We start from the raw sequence: 16,200 nt of genomic DNA, 5'->3' as shown, positions 1-16,200 counted from the left end.
CGGCGCCGGTCGGGGCTACCTCACCGGCGTGAGGTCCCGCGCCCTGATGCCGTGTCCGACGGCCGCTGCGCGGCGGGCGGGCCGTCGTGGTGGTGTGCGCTCATCGGACCGGCGTGAAGTCCCGCGCCCCGATGAACTCAGGGCGTCGTACCGGAGCCGCGAACGGCTCGACCGCCGCGTTCTCCACGCTGTTGAACACGATGAACACGTTGCTGCGCGGGTAGGGCGTGATGTTGTCGCCCGAGCCGTGCATGCAGTTGCAGTCGAACCAGGTGGCCGAGCCCGGCCCGCCGGTGAACAGCCGGATGCCGTACTCGCCGGCCAGCGCGGTCAGCGCCTCGTCGGACGGGGTGCCCGCGTCCTGCATCTGCAGCGACTTCTTGTAGTTGTCCTCGGGCGTGGCGCCGGCGCAGCCCAGGAACGTCCGGTGCGAACCCGGCATGATCATCAGGCCGCCGTTGGTGTCGAGGTTCTCGGTCAACGCGATCGAGACCGACACCGTGCGCATGTTCGGCAGGCCGTCCTCGGCGTGCCAGGTCTCGAAGTCCGAGTGCCAGTAGAAGCCGCTCGCGCCGAAGCCGGGCTTGACGTTGATCCGGGACTGGTGGACGTACACGTCCGAGCCGAGGATCTGCCGGGCCCGGCCGACCACGCGCGGATCGCGCACCAGGTTCGCGAACACCTCGCTGATCCGGTGCACTTCGAAGACCGAGCGGATCTCCTGGGACTTCGGTTCCACGATGGAGCGCTCGTCGGCGCGGATCGCCGGGTCCGCGACCAGGCGGTCCAGCTCACGCTTGTAGACCCGGACCTCGTCCGGGGTGATCAGCTGGTCCACGGCGAGGAAGCCGTCGCGCTCGTAGGCCTGCAGGTCGGCCGTGGAGACCGGGCCCGGCGTGTCCGGGGAGCCCCAGACGACCGGGTCCTTGCGGGGGACGGTCACCTCGGTGCTGCCGCGGGTCGGGTAGAGATCCTTCACGGGGGCGGTGGTCATGGGTCCTCACACCTCCTCGGGCTCGGTGAGCAGGGGGTAGACGCCGTTCTCGTCGTGGTCCTCGCGCCCGGTGACGGGCGGGTTGAACACGCAGATGCAGTGGAAGTCCTCCTTGACGCGCAGCGTGTGCCGCTCGTGCCCGTCGAGGAGGTACATGGTGCCGGGCGTGATGGTGTAGGTCCGCCCGGTCTCGCGGTCGGTCAGTTCGGCCTCGCCCTTGGTGCAGACGACGGCCTCGATGTGGTGGGCGTACCACATGTGCGTCTCGGTGCCGGCGTACAGGATGGTCTCGTGCACGGAGAAGCCGACCCGCTCCCTGGCGAGGACGATCCGCTTGCTCTCCCAGGTGCCGGACTGGGCCTTGATGTGCCGGTCGGTGCCTTCGATGTCCTTGAACGATCGGACGATCACGGTGGTGCTCTTCCTCCTGGTCGGACGTGCGGTTCAGACGGTTTCGCGGACGGCGCGGGCGAGGACGCTCAGGCCCTCGTCCAGTTCCTCGGGAGTGACGGTGAGGGCGGGCAGCAGCTTGACGACCTCGCCTTCCGGGCCCGACGTCTCGATCAGCAGCCCGAGTTCGAAGGCCCGCCGGGCGACCTGCGCGGCCTGGTCCTTGGCGTGGAACTCCAGGCCCCACACGAGCCCGCGCCCGCGGTACTCCTTCACGGCGAGGTTCTCCTCGGTGATGGCGATCAGCGCCTGCTCGACCTGCTCGCCGCGGGCGCGGGTCTGCTTCTCCATGGCGGAGCCGTCGGTCCAGTACGTCTCCAGCGCGGCGGTGGCGGTGACGAACGCGGGGTTGTTGCCCCGGAAGGTGCCGTTGTGCTCGCCGGGCTCCCAGATGTCCAGCTCGGGCTGGAACAGGCACAGCGACATCGGCAGGCCGTAGCCGCTGATGGACTTGGACACGGTGACGATGTCGGGCGTGATCCCGGCCTCCTCGAACGAGAAGAAGGCGCCGGTGCGGCCGCAGCCCATCTGGATGTCGTCGACGATCAGCAGCATGTCCTGCCGCTCGCACAACTCCTTGAGCGCGCGCAGCCATGCGGGCCGGGCCACGTTGATCCCGCCCTCGCCCTGCACGGTCTCCACGATCACGGCGGCGGGCTTGTTGAGGCCGGAGCCCTGGTCCTCCAGCAGCCGCTCGAACCACAGGAAGTCCGGGACGGTGCCGTCGAAGTAGTTGTCGAACGGCATCGGGGTGCCGTGCACCAGAGGGATGCCGGCGCCGGCCCGCTTGAAGGCGTTGCCGGTCACGGCCAGGGAGCCCAGGGACATGCCGTGGAAGGCGTTCGTGAACGACACGATCGCCTCACGTCCCTTGACCTTCCGGGCCAGCTTCAGCGCCGACTCGACGGCGTTGGTGCCCGTCGGGCCCGGGAACATGACCTTGTACGGCAGGTCGCGCGGGCGCAGCACCAGGTCCTGGAAGGCCCGCAGGAACGACCGCTTGGCCGTGGTCGACATGTCCAGGCCGTGGGTGACCCCGTCCCGGGACAGGTAGTCGATCAACGCCCGTTTGAGCACGGGGTTGTTGTGGCCGTAGTTGAGCGAGCCGGCCCCGGCGAAGAAGTCGAGGTACGCATGGCCGTCCTCGTCGTACATCCGGCTGCCCTGCGCGCGGTCGAAGACGGCGGGCCAGCCGCGGCAGTAGCTGCGCACCTCGGACTCGAGGGTCTCGAAGACGCTCAGGTCGGGCTGGGTGATGGTCACGGTGAATCGCTCCTCAGTGGGCGGTGGGCTCGGTCAACGGGCCGATGCGGTAGAGGACTTCGGGCTCGTGCGGGCCGTCCGGGAACAGGTCGGCGGGGAAGAGCACCTCGCGGGTGAGGCTCGCCCCGTGCCGGGCGGCGAACGAGGTGAACAGGCGCTCGGAGGCGGTGTTGCCGGGCGTGATGGTGGTCTCCACCTCGGTGACGCCGCGCTCGGCGACGAGCCGGGCGGTCAGCCCGGCGAGCAGGGCGGCGGCGATGCCACGGCCGCGGTGGGCACCGTCCACGGCCACCTGCCAGACGAGGAGGGTGCGCGGGCGGTCGGGCCGCACGTACCCGGTGACGAATCCGACGGGTGTGCCGTCCGCACCGCGCGCCACCGCCGAGGTGCCGGCGAAGTCCCGGCACCACAGCAGATAGCTGTACGAGGAGTTCAGGTCGAGGGTTTTCGAGTCCTTGGCGAGACGCCAGAGCGCGGCTCCGTCGGTCATCGCCGGTCGGTCGACGAGCAGGTCTGCGGGTGCGGCAGTCATGCGGCACGAATTTAGCGAGGCAAATTCAGAATTGCACGAGTGGGTGGATGAGGATGATCGCCCACCCTTGGGAATAGTCCGGTTTGTCACGTGTCAAACTCGGGCAAATCAACCTCGATGTGGAGTGTGTCACAGCCCGAAAATACGCATGAAATCTTGTTGTTTAGCTCCCGGAAAAGCGGGCAGAAGAAGACGGGAAGCTATCGTCCGACGAATTGGCGGGAATTGTGAATCTCATTTGAATTCAAGCCCCCGTGGTTCGTCGATATGTTCACGAAGAATGTCGGGCCCCCGCGGTTGTGCGCGGGCCGCTCCGGCCCCGGTCCGGGGCGCCCTGCGCGGACCGGCGCCCGCCGGCACACGTGAGGACGGCGAAGCCGGCCGGTTCAGGCGACGGCCCGCGACCCCGCCGCCTCGCCCCAGGCCCGCGCCACGGCCCGGCGGGCCGCCGCCGGATCCACGGCCAGGCCCCGCTCGGCGAGGGCGGTCCCCAGCGCGGCGAGGGACCGCCGCACCGCGTCCGGCGTGGCGTCGGGTCCGTAGTGGTTGACGCGGATCATCTCCCGGGACAGGGCGCCGCCCCCGGCGGCCAGCGGCGCGCCCGGGTCGCTCTCCAGGGCGCGGGCAACCAGCTCCGAGGCGATCACGCCGGAGGGCACCCGCAGGGTCGTCGCGACCGGTGCCGCCTCCCGCTCCTCGTACACGTACGGCTCCAGGCCCCCGCCCAGCGCGACCGCACCGGCCCGCGAAGCCAGCGCGGCGCCCCGGTGCCGGGCCGTCACCGCGTCCAGCCCCACCGACTCGATCCGCTCCAGGCACGCCTCCAGCGCCAGCATCTCCAGCTGCGCCGGGGCGTGCGGCAGCGCCGTGCGGCCGGCGTCGAGCCAGCGCTCCTTCCAGTCGAGGAGGGACAGATAGGAGCGGCGCGGCGCGTGCGGGTTCGCAGCCATCCGGGCCCAGGCCCGCGCGCTCACCGAGATCGCCGACACCCCCGCCGGGCCGCCCATCGCCTTCTGCGCCCCGATCACGCACAGGTCCACGCCCCAGTCGTCCGGCAGCACCGGCTCCGCGCCCACGGAGGCGACCGCGTCCAGGTAGAACAGCGCGCCCTGCTCCCGCACCACCTCGCCGATCTCTGCGACCGGGTTGGTGTTGCCGGTCGCCGCCTCCGCGTGCACGAGGGACATGAAGTCGATCTCGGGGTGCGCGGCGAACGCCTCGCGGACCTGCTCGGCCGTCACCGCCGTGTGGAACGGGACACAGAGGTCGTGCACCGTCGCGCCCGCGTCGCGCAGCCAGCTGCCGAAGGTCTGCCCGTACGGCCCGGTGATCACGTTCAGGGCCACCGTGCCCGGACCCGCCGCCGCCCGAATCGCGCCCTCCAGGGGCAGCAGCGCCTCGCCCTGGGTGACCAGAACGTCCTGCCGGGTACCCAGCAGCCGGGCGACCCGGTCCTCGATGGCGGCGAAGCGCTGCGCACTCAGCGGGGGGAGGTCGAGAAAGGGGTGGGTCACTGGGTGCTCTCTCTTCGTGCGCGGGGTCCGGCTCCCTCGATCTTAGGTCCACCACCCTCGTAACCATGGGTTTGGTTTGGGTGACCCAAACTCTTCCTTATAATCGGAACCCACCGTTCCCCCAAAGAAAAGATTCCCGATGAAGACGCTTTTCGGACGCCGGACCCGCCTGCTGGCCGCCACCACCGCGACCGCCGGTCTGGCCCTCGTGGTGGCCGGCTGCTCCTCGAACGGCAACGGGGGGAGCGGCGATGCCACCGTGAAGGGGGTCCACCTCGTCAAGGCCGGTCAGCTGACCACCTGCACCCACCTGCCCTACCCGCCGTTCCAGTCCGAGATCAACGGCAAGGTGCAGGGCTTCGACGTCTCCCTCATCGACCTCGTCGCCAAGAACCTCGGGGTCAAGCAGCAGATCGTCGACACACCGTTCGAGAACTTCAAGACCGGTGCCTTCCTCAACTCCGGCCAGTGCGACCTCGCGGCCGCCGGCATGACGATCACGCCCGAGCGCAAGAAGAACGTCGACTTCTCCGACCCGTACTTCGAGGCCACCCAGGCCGTCCTGGTCGACAAGAACAGCGGCATCGGCTCGCTCGCCGACGTCAAGGCCAAGGGCAAGAAGCTCGGCGCGCAGGCGCAGACCACCGGCGAGGACTACGCCAAGAGCAAGGGCTTCGACCCGATCTCCTTCGAGTCCTCCGACGCCGTCCTCAACGGCCTGCGCACCGGCCAGGTCCAGGCCGTCGTCATCGACTACCCCGTGGTCCAGGGCTGGCTGAAGGACAAGGCCAACGCGGACAGGTTCAAGGTCGTCGACAACCTCAAGACCGGCGAGCAGTACGGCTTCACGGTCAAGAAGGGCAACACGGCGCTGCGCGAGGCCATCGACAAGGCCCTGAAGGACGCCAAGGCGGACGGAGCCTACAAGAAGATCTACGAGCAGTGGATCGGACCGTACAACGCGTCCGTCGCCTCTCCCGCCTCATGACCGCCACGGACGCACAACTCCAGCCGAGGAAAAAGGGGCTGACCCGGCGTCAGAGGCGGCGGCTGTCCAGGGGCGTCCAGTACGCCGTCTTCGCCGCCGCCGTGGTCGCCGCCGCGGTCACGGCGGACTGGGGACGGCTGCAGAACCAGTTCGCCCAGGGCTCCATCGCGCGGCAGATGTGGCCGGACGTCATCACGCTGGCCCTGCGGAACACCGTGCTGTACACGGTGTCCGGCTTCGTCCTCGGACTGGTGCTCGGCCTGGTCATCGCGCTGATGCGGCTGTCCTCCGTGGGGCCGTACCGCTGGCTGGCCGGCATCTACATCGAGGTCTTCCGCGGCCTGCCCGCCCTGCTGATCTTCGTTTTCATCGCGGTGGCCGTGCCGCTGGCCTTCCCGGGCACGGAGATCCCCGGCGGGACCTACGGCAAGGGCGCACTCGGCCTCGGCCTCATCGGCGCCGCCTACATGGCGGAGACGTTCCGCGCCGGCATTCAGGCGGTCCCCAAGGGGCAGATGGAGGCGGCGCGTTCGCTGGGCTTCTCGCCGGCCAAGGCCATGATCTCCATCATCGTCCCGCAGGCCTTCCGGATCATCCTCCCGCCGCTCACCAACGAGCTGATCATGCTCTTCAAGGACTCGTCCCTGGTGCTGCTGCTCGGCGTGACCCTGGAGGAGCGCGAACTGTCCAAGTTCGGCCGGGACCTGGCCAGTACGACCGCCAACTCCACGCCGATCCTGGTCGCGGGCCTGTGCTACCTGCTGGTCACCATCCCGCTCGGCTTCGTCGCCCGCCGGCTCGAGGCCAGGGCCCAGGAGGAGATCACGTGACCCGCCCCGAGATCAGCGTCCACGACCTGCACAAGTCCTTCGGCGCCAACCACGTCCTGCGCGGCATCGACCTGGAGATCGAGCAGGGCGAGGTCGTGTGTGTCATCGGCCCCTCCGGCTCCGGCAAGTCGACGCTGCTGCGCTGCGTGAACCTGCTGGAGGAACCCACCAGCGGCGAGGTCTTCGTCGGCGGCACCGAGGTCACCGACCCGGACGTCGACATCGACGCCGTGCGCCGCCGGATCGGCATGGTCTTCCAGCAGTTCAACCTCTTCCCGCACCTGAGCGTCACCGAGAACCTCACGCTGCCGCAGCGCCGGGTGCTCGGGCGGGACAAGGCGACGGCGGCGGGGATCGCCGCCGAGAACCTGGCCCGCGTCGGCCTGTCCGAGAAGGCGGACGCCTACCCGTCCTCCCTCTCCGGCGGCCAGCAGCAGCGCGTGGCCATCGCCCGCGCGCTCGCCATGGGCCCGGAGGTGATGCTCTTCGACGAGCCGACCTCCGCGCTCGACCCGGAGCTGGTCGGCGACGTCCTCGCGGTCATGCGCGGGCTCGCCCGGGAGGGCATGACGATGATGGTCGTCACCCACGAGATGACCTTCGCCCGCGAGGTCGCCGACCGGGTCGTCTTCATGGACGGCGGCGTGATCGTCGAGGACGGCACCCCCGAGCAGGTGATCGGCAGTCCCCGGCACGAACGCACCCGCCACTTCCTGTCCCGCCTGCTCGATCCGGCGATGGCCGAAGTGGAGGAGGACGGCGCCTCGTGAGGGGCGCGGGGCGGCCGCGATGTGCGGCCGCCGCCCGTGGCCGCGACCGGCCGCGCTCCAGCCGCGGCCGGTGAACGGGCTTCCCGGCGGAGCGATTATCGTGCGGTGCATGAGCGATGGCGCGGTGCTGCACGTGAAGGGGCGGGTCCTCGTGGGACCCGAGGACGTCCGCGACGAGCTGTGGGTGGTCGGGGGCCGGGTCTCCTACGACCGCCCGGCCGAAGCCCGTGACGTGCGGACCGTCGAGGGCTGGGCGCTGCCCGGCCTGGTGGACGCGCACTGCCACGTCGGCCTCGGCACGGACGGCCCGGTCGACGCGGACACCGCCGAGAAGCAGGCGCTCACCGACCGGGAGGCCGGCACCCTGCTGATCCGGGACGCGGGCTCACCCTCCGACACCCGCTGGATCGACGACCGCCAGGACCTTCCGAAGATCATCCGGGCCGGCCGGCACATCGCCCGCACCCGCCGCTACATCCGCAACTTCGCCCACGAGATCGAGCCCGAGGACCTCGTCGCCCACGTCGCCCGGGAGGCCCGGCGCGGCGACGGCTGGGTCAAGCTGGTCGGCGACTGGATCGACCGCGACCTCGGCGACCTGGCCCCCTGCTGGCCGCGCGAGGCCGTGGCGGCGGCCATCGCCGAGGCGCACCGGCTCGGCGCCCGCGTCACCGCCCACTGCTTCGCCGAGAGCTCCCTGCGCGACCTGGTGGAGGCGGGCATCGACTGCATCGAGCACGCCACGGGCCTGACCGAGGACCTGATCCCGCTGTTCGCCGAGCGCGGCGTCGCGATCGTCCCGACCCTCGTCAACATCGCCACCTTCCCGCGGCTCGCGGCGGGCGGCGACACCCGGTTCCCCCGCTGGTCCGCGCACATGCGGCGGCTGCACGAGCGGCGCTACGACACCGTGCGCGGCGCCTACGACGCCGGCATCCCGGTGTACGTCGGCACGGACGCCGGCGGCTCGCTGGCCCACGGGCTGGTCGCGGAGGAGGTCGCCGAGCTGGTCACGGCGGGCATCCCGGCGGTCGACGCCCTCGCGGCGACCAGCTGGGGCGCCCGCGCCTGGCTCGGCCGCCCCGGCCTGGAGGAGGGCGCACCGGCCGACCTGGTGGTCTACGAGAGCGACCCGCGAGGGGACGTACGGGTGCTGGCCGCGCCGCGCCGGGTGGTGCTCAACGGGGTCGTGGTCGAGTAGGGGAACGGGTGTGCCCGCTGATTCGAAGAGACGTGCGGAATCTCCACGTTTGAGTGAAGTAACCCAGGATCGCTGACCGTTCACCCACAGTGCGGACAAGGTTGACGGGTCCCAAGCAGGTTCCGTCTGGGGGTCCCACGCCTTGAACAGCACCAACTTCCGCATGCCCGCACGCCGTCTCGCCGCCGTGGCGACGGTCGCCGCCCTGGCCACCGCGCCCGCGGTCCTGGGCGCGGGCGCGGCGCACGCGACCGGTGACCACGGTCGCGCCTCCGCCGCCGTCCTGCGCACAGGGCTCGAGGTGTCCCTGCTCCACAAGAGCGTCCACGTCCCGCTGGCCGTCTCCCTCAACGAGGTCCAGGCACCGCGCAGCGCCGACAGATCGGCCCTGTCCGCCCGGCTCGACGGCGTCGCCGGCGGCAGGCCCTTCCCGGTCCTGCGCGCGGATGTCGCCTCGGCCAGGGCCACGGTGACGGCGAAGCGCGCCGAGGGCTCGGTGCGGGTCGTGAACGCCCGGCTGCACGTGCCCGGCCTGCCCCTGCTGTCCGTGATCGAGGTCGGCACGGTCACCGCGAGGGCGACCTGCGAGGCCGGCCGGGCGCCGTCCGCCTCCGCGAACGTCCTCGGCGCCGTCACCGTGCTCGGCCGCCGCGTCACCCTGACCGCCGGTGGGCCGACCCGGGTGAAGGTGCCCGGCGTCGGCCAGGTCCGCCTCGACCTCGCCCAGCGGCGGACCACCTCCCGCACGGCCGCCGCGACCGCCCTCGAACTCAGGGTCTCCGTCAACCCGTTGAGGCTCAACGTGGCCGACGTCGAGGGCACCGTCACGCTCGCCAGGGCGACCTGCGCGTCACCGTCGGGCCCGCAGACCGGCCACCCGGCGCCCAGCCACGACCCGGCCGCGGGCACCACGTCCGAGGACGCCCCCGGGAAGGCCGAGGACGCCCCCGGCAAGGCCGAGGACGCCCCCGGCAAGGCCGGCACCGCCTCCGACGTGAAGCCCCAGGGAGGCGCGTCGAAGTCCGGCCTCGCCGAGACCGGCGGCAGTTCGGCGACGCCGTACATCGCGGGCGGCGCGCTGGCGCTGCTGCTGGCCGGTGGGGGAGCGGTGACGCTCGCGCGGCGCCGGAAGGGCTGACCTCGGGGCGGGGCGGTGACGCCGTGCCCCGCCCCGCAGCCGGCCCACGTCACGGGAGTACGGCGGACAGCGCCTCCAGGAAGCCGCTGACCGTGGCCCGGTCCCGCACGGCGATCCGGACCCATTCCTCCCCGAGCCCGGGAAACGTGTCCCCCCGGCGCACCGCGTAGCCGAGGTCGCGCAAGCGGCGCCGTACCGCCGCGGCGGCGGGCATGCGGACCAGCACGAACGGCCCCTCGGCCGGCTCCGCCACCCGCACGCCGCGGTCGGCGAGCGCGGCGAGTCCCGCCACCAGGTGCGCCCGGTCCCCGGCGATGCGATGCGCCGCGTGCCCCGCCTCCGCCAGGGCCCGCGGCGCCACGCACGCCTCGGCCGCGGCCAGCGCGGGCGTCGACACCGGCCACAGCGGTTGGGCCCGGGTCAGCGCGGCGATGGTCCCCTCGGGCGCCAGCACGTACCCGATGCGCAGCCCGGCCAGCCCCCAGGTCTTGGTCAGGCTGCGCAGCACGACGAGCCCGGGCACGTCGGTCCGCCCGGCCAGCGACTCCCGCTCGCCCGGCACCGCGTCCATGAACGCCTCGTCGACCACCAACGTCCGCCCGGGACGCGCGAGCCGGCGGACCACCCGGGCCGGGTGCAGCACCGACGTCGGGTTCGTCGGATTCCCGATCACCACCAGGTCGGCGTCCTCCGGTACGGCCGCCGGATCCAGCCGGAACCCGTTCTCCGCCCGCAGCAGCACCCGGTCCACCGTGTGCCCGGCGTCCCGGAGCGCGGCCTCCGGCTCGGTGAACTGCGGGTGCACGACGACCGGTCGGCGCACCTTCAGGGCGCGCGCGAGGAGCACGAACGCCTCCGCGGCCCCGGCCGTCAGCAGCACCCGTTCCGCCGGCAGCCCGTGCCGCGCCGCCACCGCCGCACGCGCGGCGCGCCCGTCCGGGTAGGCCGCGAGCGACGACAGCGAGCCGGCGATCTCCTCCCGAAGCCACCGCGGGGGCGTGCCGGCCCGGACGTTGACGGCGAGGTCGACCAGCGCCGCTCCGTCGTCCCGTACCTCGGCGTCCCCGTGATGACGCAGGTCCGGGCCCGTGTCCTCAGTGCGCATGCCCGTGTCCTCAGTGCGCATGGCTGTGCGTGTGCCCCCCGTGATGGTGGTGCCCCTGGTGGTGGCCGTCGTCGTCCGGGTGGAAGTGCGGCTGCTGCGGGAGCCCCACCTTGTCCTCGAAGCCGGGCAGTGCGATCCGGTACACGCACGCGTCGCAGTTCATGCGCAGATCGCCCTTGACGGCCTCCTCGTACCGCTCGGCCACCAGGTCCAGCAGCTCCGGCTCGGGCCCGATGACGTCGGCCGACCGCACCTCGAGCCCCGGGTGCCCGGACGCCCAGTCCTCGGTCTGCTGCCTCACCCGGTCCGGCAGGACGCCGGTGAACAGGAAGTAGGGCAGGACGACGATGCGCCGCGCCCCCAGCCGCGCGCACCGGTCCAGCCCGCTCGGCACGTCCGGCGCCGCGAGCGACACGAACGCAGTCTCCACCCCGGCGTATCCGCGGCCCTCCCACAGCAGCCGCGCCGCCCGGAACACCTCGGCGTTGGCGTCGGGGTCGGTCGACCCGCGGCCCACCAGCAGCACGGTGACGTCCGACCGGTCCCCGGCGGTGCCGGCGAGCGCCTCGTCCAGTCGGCGCTCCAGCACGCTCAGCAGCGCCGGGTGCGGGCCCAGCGGGCGGCCGTAGGTGTAGGAGATGCCCGGGTGCCGTTCCTTCTCACGGGCCAGCGCGGCCGGGATGTCGCCCTTGGCGTGCCCGGCGGACACCAGCATCAGCGGCACGGCGGCGAACCGGCGCACACCCCGTGCCACCAGCCCGGCGACGGCCTCGCCCAGCGGCGGGGCCGACAGCTCGATGAAGCCGCCCGCGACAGGCATGTCGGACCTGAGCTGCAGCTGCCGGACGAAGTCGCGAAACGCCTCGGCTCCGGCGTCGTCACGGGTGCCATGGCCGGCGATGAGCAGGGCGGGCGGGGTGGTCACGAGGTCTCCTCGGGCGAAGTGGGGTGGTACAGCAGGGCGTTGAGCGCGGCGGCCGCGACCGCCGAGCCGCCCTTCTCGGACACGTTGCTCACGGCGGGCAGCCCGCTCGCGCGCAGCGCCGCCTTCGACTCGGCCGCACCGACGAAGCCGACGGGCAGGCCGATGACAAGTGCGGGGGCGGCGTCCAGGGTGAGCAGCTCCTCCAGGGCGGTCGGCGCGCAGCCGATCACCCACAGCGCGCCCGGACCGACGTCCTCGTACGCGAGCCGGACCGCGTGCGCGGAACGGGTCAGCCCGGGGCCGGACTCGGCGTCCTTCAGCCGGCACACGGTCCGGCGCCGGGTGATGCCGGCCGCGACCATCTCCACGTCCACCACGACGGGCGCCCCGGCGTGCAGCGCCGCGTGCGCCGTCACCAGGTCGTCCTCGGCCATGACGAGGTCGGTCGCGTACTCCAGGTCGGCGGCGGAGTGGACGACCCGCTCCACCACCGCCCGGGTCAGCGGCGGGAGGTGCGAGGTGTCCAGCCGGGCGCGCAGCCGCCGGAAGGACTCCTGCTCGATGGGGTGGACCACGCGGTTCACCGGGCCTCCTCCCGCGTGCCGCTCTGCCAGCGGTAGCCGCGCGGGGTCACCATCCGCCCGGCGACGATCCGGGTCGCGGTGTTGCCCACGGTGACGACCGTCATCATGTCGACCGTCGCGGGGTCCAGTGCGGCGAGGGTCGTCACCCGGCCGGCCTCGTCCGCCCGCGAGGCGTTGCGCACGACGCCGACCGGGGTGCCCGGTTCCCGGTGCTCCGCGAGGATCGCGAGCGCCTTGGGCAGCTGCCAGTCCCGGCCCCGGGAACGGGGGTTGTAGAACGTCACGACGATGTCCGCCTCGGCCGCCGCCCGCACCCGCCGCTCGATGACCTCCCACGGCGTGTGCAGGTCGGACAGGCTGAGGGACACGTGGTCGTGACCCAGCGGCGCGCCCAGGACCGCGGCGGCGGCCAGCGCTGCCGTCACCCCGGGCACCCCGACCACGTCGATGTCGTCGCCGGCCTCGGCGAGCGCCGGGGAGGCCATGGCGTACACGCCGGCGTCGCCGCTGCCGATCAGCGCCACCGCGTGCCCGCGCCGGGCCTCGGCGACCGCCGTGCGCGCCCGCTCCTCCTCGGCGCCGAGCCCCGACTCCAGGACCTGGGTGCCGGGTCGCAGCAGGTCGCGGATCTGGTCGACGTACTGGTCCAGGCCGACCAGCACCGAGGCCCGCCGCAGCTCGGCCGCCGCGCGCGGGGTCAGCAGGTCCCGGGCGCCGGGTCCCAGCCCGACCACCGCGAGCCGCCCGCGCCCCGGACGCCGTACCACGGCGCAGGTCGCCATCGCCGACTTCCGCTTGGGGACGAGGAGTTCGCCGCCGCGGGCCAGCGCGGCCGCCTCGGCGACCGACGGGGTGCCGACGGCCGCCAGGGGCGCCGCCGACGGATGGGGCACCTCGATCGCCGCCAGCTCCCCGGCGGGGTACGTCACCAGGGGTACGCCCAGCCGCTCGGCGGCGGCCACGAGTCCCGGCTCCTCCGACTTGGCGTCCACGGTGGCGAGTTCGGCCACCGACCGCGGCGAGAGCCCCGCGTCCCGCAGTGCCCCCTCGACCAGCCCGAGGACCTCCTCCACCGGCGCGCCCCTGGACGCGCCGACCCCGACGACCAGGGTCGGCGGCCGCAGCAGCACCTCCCGTTCGCCGGGCGCCACGTCCCGGTCGGTGAGCCGGACGGTGTACGACCCCTGCGGCGAGACCGGCAGCGGCGGCAGCGGCCAGGGCACCTCCTTCTCCAGCGCCACCGGCTCGCCGTCCAGCAGCGCGCGGGAGACCACGGCGACCGAGCCCTCGCAGGGCAGGCCGAGCGTGTCCAGGCCGGCCAGCCCGACGGCGTCCGTCGCGGTCGTCACCACCGGCTCGGCGCCCAGCACCTCCCCGACCGCGCGGGCGAGTTCGTTGGCGCCGCCGGCGTGGCCGCCGACCAGCGACACCGCGAACCGGCCGGCCTCGTCCACACACACCACACCGGGGTCGGCCGCCTTGCCGCCGAGCAGCGGCGCGAGCAGCCGTACCACCGCGCCCGTCGCCAGGAAGCACACCAGCTGCCCGCACTCGGCGAACGCGGCCCGCACCGCCTCCCCGACGGGACCCTCGTACACCCGCACGCGGTCCGGCCAGGCCGCGGCCAGCCGGTCGCGCGCCGCCTCCCCCGCGGCGGTGGCGGAAATCAGGCCGATCACTGGACAACTCCTTCACTGGAGGCCGGGGGTCTCACGCCCCAGAGCAGAAACACGGGATTGGTGGCCGCGAGCCGGGTGACGTCCCCGGGCAGCGGCGAAAGACGCGAGGACTGCAACAGCACCCCGTCGCAGGTGAACCCGGCGGCGAGGAGGGCTTCGCGGGCGGCCGGTACGCGATCGAGCGCGGCCACGGCGACCACGACCGTCCGCCGGGCGCGGCGCGCGCACGCGGTGACCACGGAGGGCAGTTCGCGCCCCCCGCCGCCGACGAACACGGCGTCGGGATCGTCGGCGAGCCCGGCCAGCGCCTCGGGCGCCGCGCCGTGCACCACGTCCACGTCGACACCGTGGGCGCGGGCGTTGGCGCGGATCCGCTCCACCCCGTCCGCCGCCTTCTCCACGGCGACAACGGCCGCGCCGAGCCGAGCGCACTCCACCGCCACCGAGCCCGAGCCGGCGCCCACGTCCCACACCAGGTCGCCCAGGCGCGGACCCAGCCGGGCCAGCGCCAGCGCCCGTATCTCGAACTTGGTGATCATCGAGTCGCGGTGGGCGAACGCGCCCTCGTCCAGAGCCCAGCCGGCGGGCCCGGTCGGCGCTGCCGCGACGGTGCGCACCCCGCCGAGCGCGCGTGTCTCGTCCAGGCACAGCACCACGCTGACGTCCGAGCCCCAGTCGCGGGTGACGGCCTCGGCCGGTGTGACCCGCTCGACGCGCTCGTCCTCGGAGCCGAGGGCGGAGGCGACGACGAGAACGCGCCCGCGGGCCGCCTGCGCCGAGGCGGCCCCCGGTCCGGCGGAGGCGGGTGCGGCCACGGGCTCCGGCCCGGCGGCCGGTCCGCCCGGCGCGCCCGACCCGTGCAGCAGGGCCGTCGCCAGCTCCGCCGGTCCCGCGCCCGGCCCCGTCAGCACGGCCACCTTCGGCCGCGCGCGGCACACGTTGACCGCCGTACGGAGCTTTCGGCCGTGCGCGCTCACGACCACGGCGTCGTCCCACGGCAGCCCGACCCGCGCGAACGCGGCGGCGACGGACGAGACGGCGGGCCGCACGTCCAGCAGACCCGCCCCGAACCGCTCGGCCAGCGCCCGCACGATCCCGAAGAACCCCGGATCCCCGGAGGCCAGCACCAGCACCGGCAGTTCCTTGCCGACGTACGCGGCGATGGTGTCCAGGGCGGGCACCAGCGGCCCGAGCACGACCCGCTCGGCCCCGGCGGGCGGCCGTACGGCGTCCAGGTGCCGCCGGCCGCCGACGACGAGCGCGGCCCCCGCGAGCACGTCGTCCGGGACCGGCGCCCCCGTCCCCGTGCCGACGACGGTGATCAACTGCTCGCCCCGCGCTCGCGCAGTGCCCGCCGGGCATCCGGGTCGGCCTTGCGGTACCCGTGGAAGTGGCCCGGGTGGTACAGGTGCGAGCGGGTGCCGTGCGCGTCGAGCGCCGGACCGACCAGGAAGAGGGTGTGCTTCCAGAGCTTGTGCTCCTTGACCGTCTCCTCCAGCGTGCCGACCGTGCACGTCACGACCAGCTCCTCGGGCCAGGTCGCCTGGTGGGCGACGATCACCGGCGTCGAGGTCGGGTAGCCGCCCTCCAGCAGCTCCCGCACCAGTTGCCCGCTGCGCGCGGCCGACAGGAAGATCGCCATGGTGGTGCCGTGCCGGGCGAACTCGCGCACCTCCTCCCCGGGCGGCATCGGCGTCTTGCCGCCGCCGAGCCGGGTGAGCACGACGGACTGCGCGACCTCGGGGACGGTCAGCTCGCGCCGGGCGAGCGCGGCGACGGCGGAGAACGACGAGACGCCCGGCACGATCTCGGTGGCGATCCCGATCTCGGCGCAGCGGTCGAGCTGCTCCTGCGTGCCGCCCCACAGCGCCGGGTCGCCGGAGTGGATCCGCGCCACCTTCAGGCCCTCCGCGTGGGCCCGCCGGTAGACGGCGACGACGTCCTCCAGGGACATGGCCGCCGAGTCCAGGATCTCCGCGTTCTCGCGCGCGTGTTCGAGCACCTCCCCCTGGACCAGGCTCGCCGCCCAGATCACCACGTCCGCCTCCGCGATCGCGCGTGCGGCGCGGAACGTCAGCAGATCCGCGGCGCCGGGGCCGGCGCCGACGAACGTCACCTTGCCGGTGGGGGCATCGGCCATGGGAAGGGTCCTCTCGTACGAAAATCACGCATGACGCGACCGAAATGCGATGGAAATGTCAGGTTCTGCTGCGGTATGCCAGATTCC

16 protein-coding genes are annotated in these 16,200 nt (G+C 73.2%); 5 read left to right on the top strand and 11 right to left on the bottom strand.

What is annotated here, in order from left to right; all coding sequences use genetic code 11:
* Window positions 1-100: 100 nt before the first annotated feature.
* The 5 genes from thpD to ACLU3S_RS19425 form a co-directional block, all read right to left on the bottom strand.
* Window positions 101-994 (bottom strand): ectoine hydroxylase, encoded by an 894-nt coding sequence (gene thpD, locus ACLU3S_RS19445; RefSeq protein WP_413953170.1) that lies wholly within the window; start codon window positions 992-994, stop codon window positions 101-103.
* Window positions 995-1,000: 6 nt separating this feature from the next.
* Window positions 1,001-1,405 (bottom strand): ectoine synthase, encoded by a 405-nt coding sequence (locus ACLU3S_RS19440; RefSeq protein WP_413953169.1) that lies wholly within the window; start codon window positions 1,403-1,405, stop codon window positions 1,001-1,003.
* Between the two features lie 33 nt (window positions 1,406-1,438).
* A complete protein-coding gene (gene ectB, locus ACLU3S_RS19435) occupies window positions 1,439-2,707 on the bottom strand; it encodes a diaminobutyrate--2-oxoglutarate transaminase (RefSeq protein ID WP_413953168.1) in 1,269 nt (422 codons plus the stop codon).
* A 13-nt stretch (window positions 2,708-2,720) separates the two neighbouring features.
* Window positions 2,721-3,239 carry a diaminobutyrate acetyltransferase gene (gene ectA, locus ACLU3S_RS19430; protein WP_413953167.1) on the bottom strand — a complete coding sequence of 173 codons (519 nt, stop codon included), beginning with the start codon at window positions 3,237-3,239 and terminating at the stop codon, window positions 2,721-2,723.
* Between the two features lie 386 nt (window positions 3,240-3,625).
* Window positions 3,626-4,753 carry a pyridoxal-phosphate-dependent aminotransferase family protein gene (locus tag ACLU3S_RS19425; RefSeq protein ID WP_413953166.1) on the bottom strand — a complete coding sequence of 376 codons (1,128 nt, stop codon included), beginning with the start codon at window positions 4,751-4,753 and terminating at the stop codon, window positions 3,626-3,628.
* Window positions 4,754-4,892: 139 nt separating this feature from the next.
* Between ACLU3S_RS19425 and ACLU3S_RS19420 the strand changes: the two genes are divergently transcribed.
* The 5 genes from ACLU3S_RS19420 to ACLU3S_RS19400 all read left to right on the top strand — a co-directional run bounded on the left by ACLU3S_RS19420 (window position 4,893) and on the right by ACLU3S_RS19400 (window position 9,680).
* On the top strand, window positions 4,893-5,741 hold the full coding sequence (locus tag ACLU3S_RS19420) for a transporter substrate-binding domain-containing protein (protein ID WP_413953165.1): 849 nt from the start codon (window positions 4,893-4,895) through the stop codon (window positions 5,739-5,741).
* Complete coding sequence (locus ACLU3S_RS19415) at window positions 5,738-6,571, top strand: amino acid ABC transporter permease (protein WP_413953164.1); 834 nt, start codon at window positions 5,738-5,740, stop codon at window positions 6,569-6,571. The genes ACLU3S_RS19420 and ACLU3S_RS19415 overlap by 4 nt, the downstream gene beginning before the upstream one ends.
* Window positions 6,568-7,341, top strand: a complete 774-nt coding sequence (locus tag ACLU3S_RS19410) for an amino acid ABC transporter ATP-binding protein (RefSeq protein ID WP_413953163.1) — start codon at window positions 6,568-6,570, stop codon at window positions 7,339-7,341. The genes ACLU3S_RS19415 and ACLU3S_RS19410 overlap by 4 nt, the downstream gene beginning before the upstream one ends.
* A gap of 109 nt (window positions 7,342-7,450) precedes the next feature.
* Window positions 7,451-8,542, top strand: a complete 1,092-nt coding sequence (locus ACLU3S_RS19405; RefSeq protein ID WP_413953162.1) for an amidohydrolase family protein — start codon at window positions 7,451-7,453, stop codon at window positions 8,540-8,542.
* A 142-nt stretch (window positions 8,543-8,684) separates the two neighbouring features.
* Window positions 8,685-9,680 carry an SCO1860 family LAETG-anchored protein gene (locus tag ACLU3S_RS19400; RefSeq protein WP_413953161.1) on the top strand — a complete coding sequence of 332 codons (996 nt, stop codon included), beginning with the start codon at window positions 8,685-8,687 and terminating at the stop codon, window positions 9,678-9,680.
* Between the two features lie 49 nt (window positions 9,681-9,729).
* Here ACLU3S_RS19400 and cobC read toward each other — a convergent pair whose 3' ends face one another.
* Genes cobC through cobM form a run of 6 tightly spaced genes read right to left on the bottom strand, consistent with a single transcriptional unit; the run spans window position 9,730 to window position 16,113 of the window.
* Window positions 9,730-10,785, bottom strand: coding sequence for an Rv2231c family pyridoxal phosphate-dependent protein CobC (gene cobC / locus ACLU3S_RS19395; protein WP_413953160.1), 1,056 nt, complete (start codon window positions 10,783-10,785; stop codon window positions 9,730-9,732).
* 10 nt (window positions 10,786-10,795) lie between these two features.
* Window positions 10,796-11,710, bottom strand: coding sequence for a sirohydrochlorin chelatase (locus ACLU3S_RS19390; protein ID WP_413953159.1), 915 nt, complete (start codon window positions 11,708-11,710; stop codon window positions 10,796-10,798).
* Window positions 11,707-12,294, bottom strand: coding sequence for a precorrin-8X methylmutase (locus ACLU3S_RS19385; protein ID WP_413953158.1), 588 nt, complete (start codon window positions 12,292-12,294; stop codon window positions 11,707-11,709). Before ACLU3S_RS19385 ends, ACLU3S_RS19390 begins: the two co-directional genes overlap by 4 nt.
* Window positions 12,291-13,973: a precorrin-3B C(17)-methyltransferase gene (gene cobJ / locus ACLU3S_RS19380; protein ID WP_413953157.1), complete on the bottom strand. Its 1,683-nt coding sequence runs from the start codon at window positions 13,971-13,973 to the stop codon at window positions 12,291-12,293. Before cobJ ends, ACLU3S_RS19385 begins: the two co-directional genes overlap by 4 nt.
* Window positions 13,970-15,298 carry a precorrin-6y C5,15-methyltransferase (decarboxylating) subunit CbiE gene (gene cbiE / locus ACLU3S_RS19375; protein WP_413953156.1) on the bottom strand — a complete coding sequence of 443 codons (1,329 nt, stop codon included), beginning with the start codon at window positions 15,296-15,298 and terminating at the stop codon, window positions 13,970-13,972. The genes cobJ and cbiE overlap by 4 nt, the downstream gene beginning before the upstream one ends.
* Window positions 15,295-16,113: a precorrin-4 C(11)-methyltransferase gene (cobM, locus tag ACLU3S_RS19370; RefSeq protein WP_413953155.1), complete on the bottom strand. Its 819-nt coding sequence runs from the start codon at window positions 16,111-16,113 to the stop codon at window positions 15,295-15,297. The genes cbiE and cobM overlap by 4 nt, the downstream gene beginning before the upstream one ends.
* Window positions 16,114-16,200 lie beyond the last annotated feature (87 nt).

The sequence above is a fragment of the Streptomyces sp. AF1A genome (assembly GCF_047340315.1).
Lineage (GTDB): Bacteria > Actinomycetota > Actinomycetes > Streptomycetales > Streptomycetaceae > Streptomyces.
The sequence above is the reverse complement of the archived record's forward strand: the minus strand, read 5'-3'. Positions and strand labels throughout refer to the sequence as shown.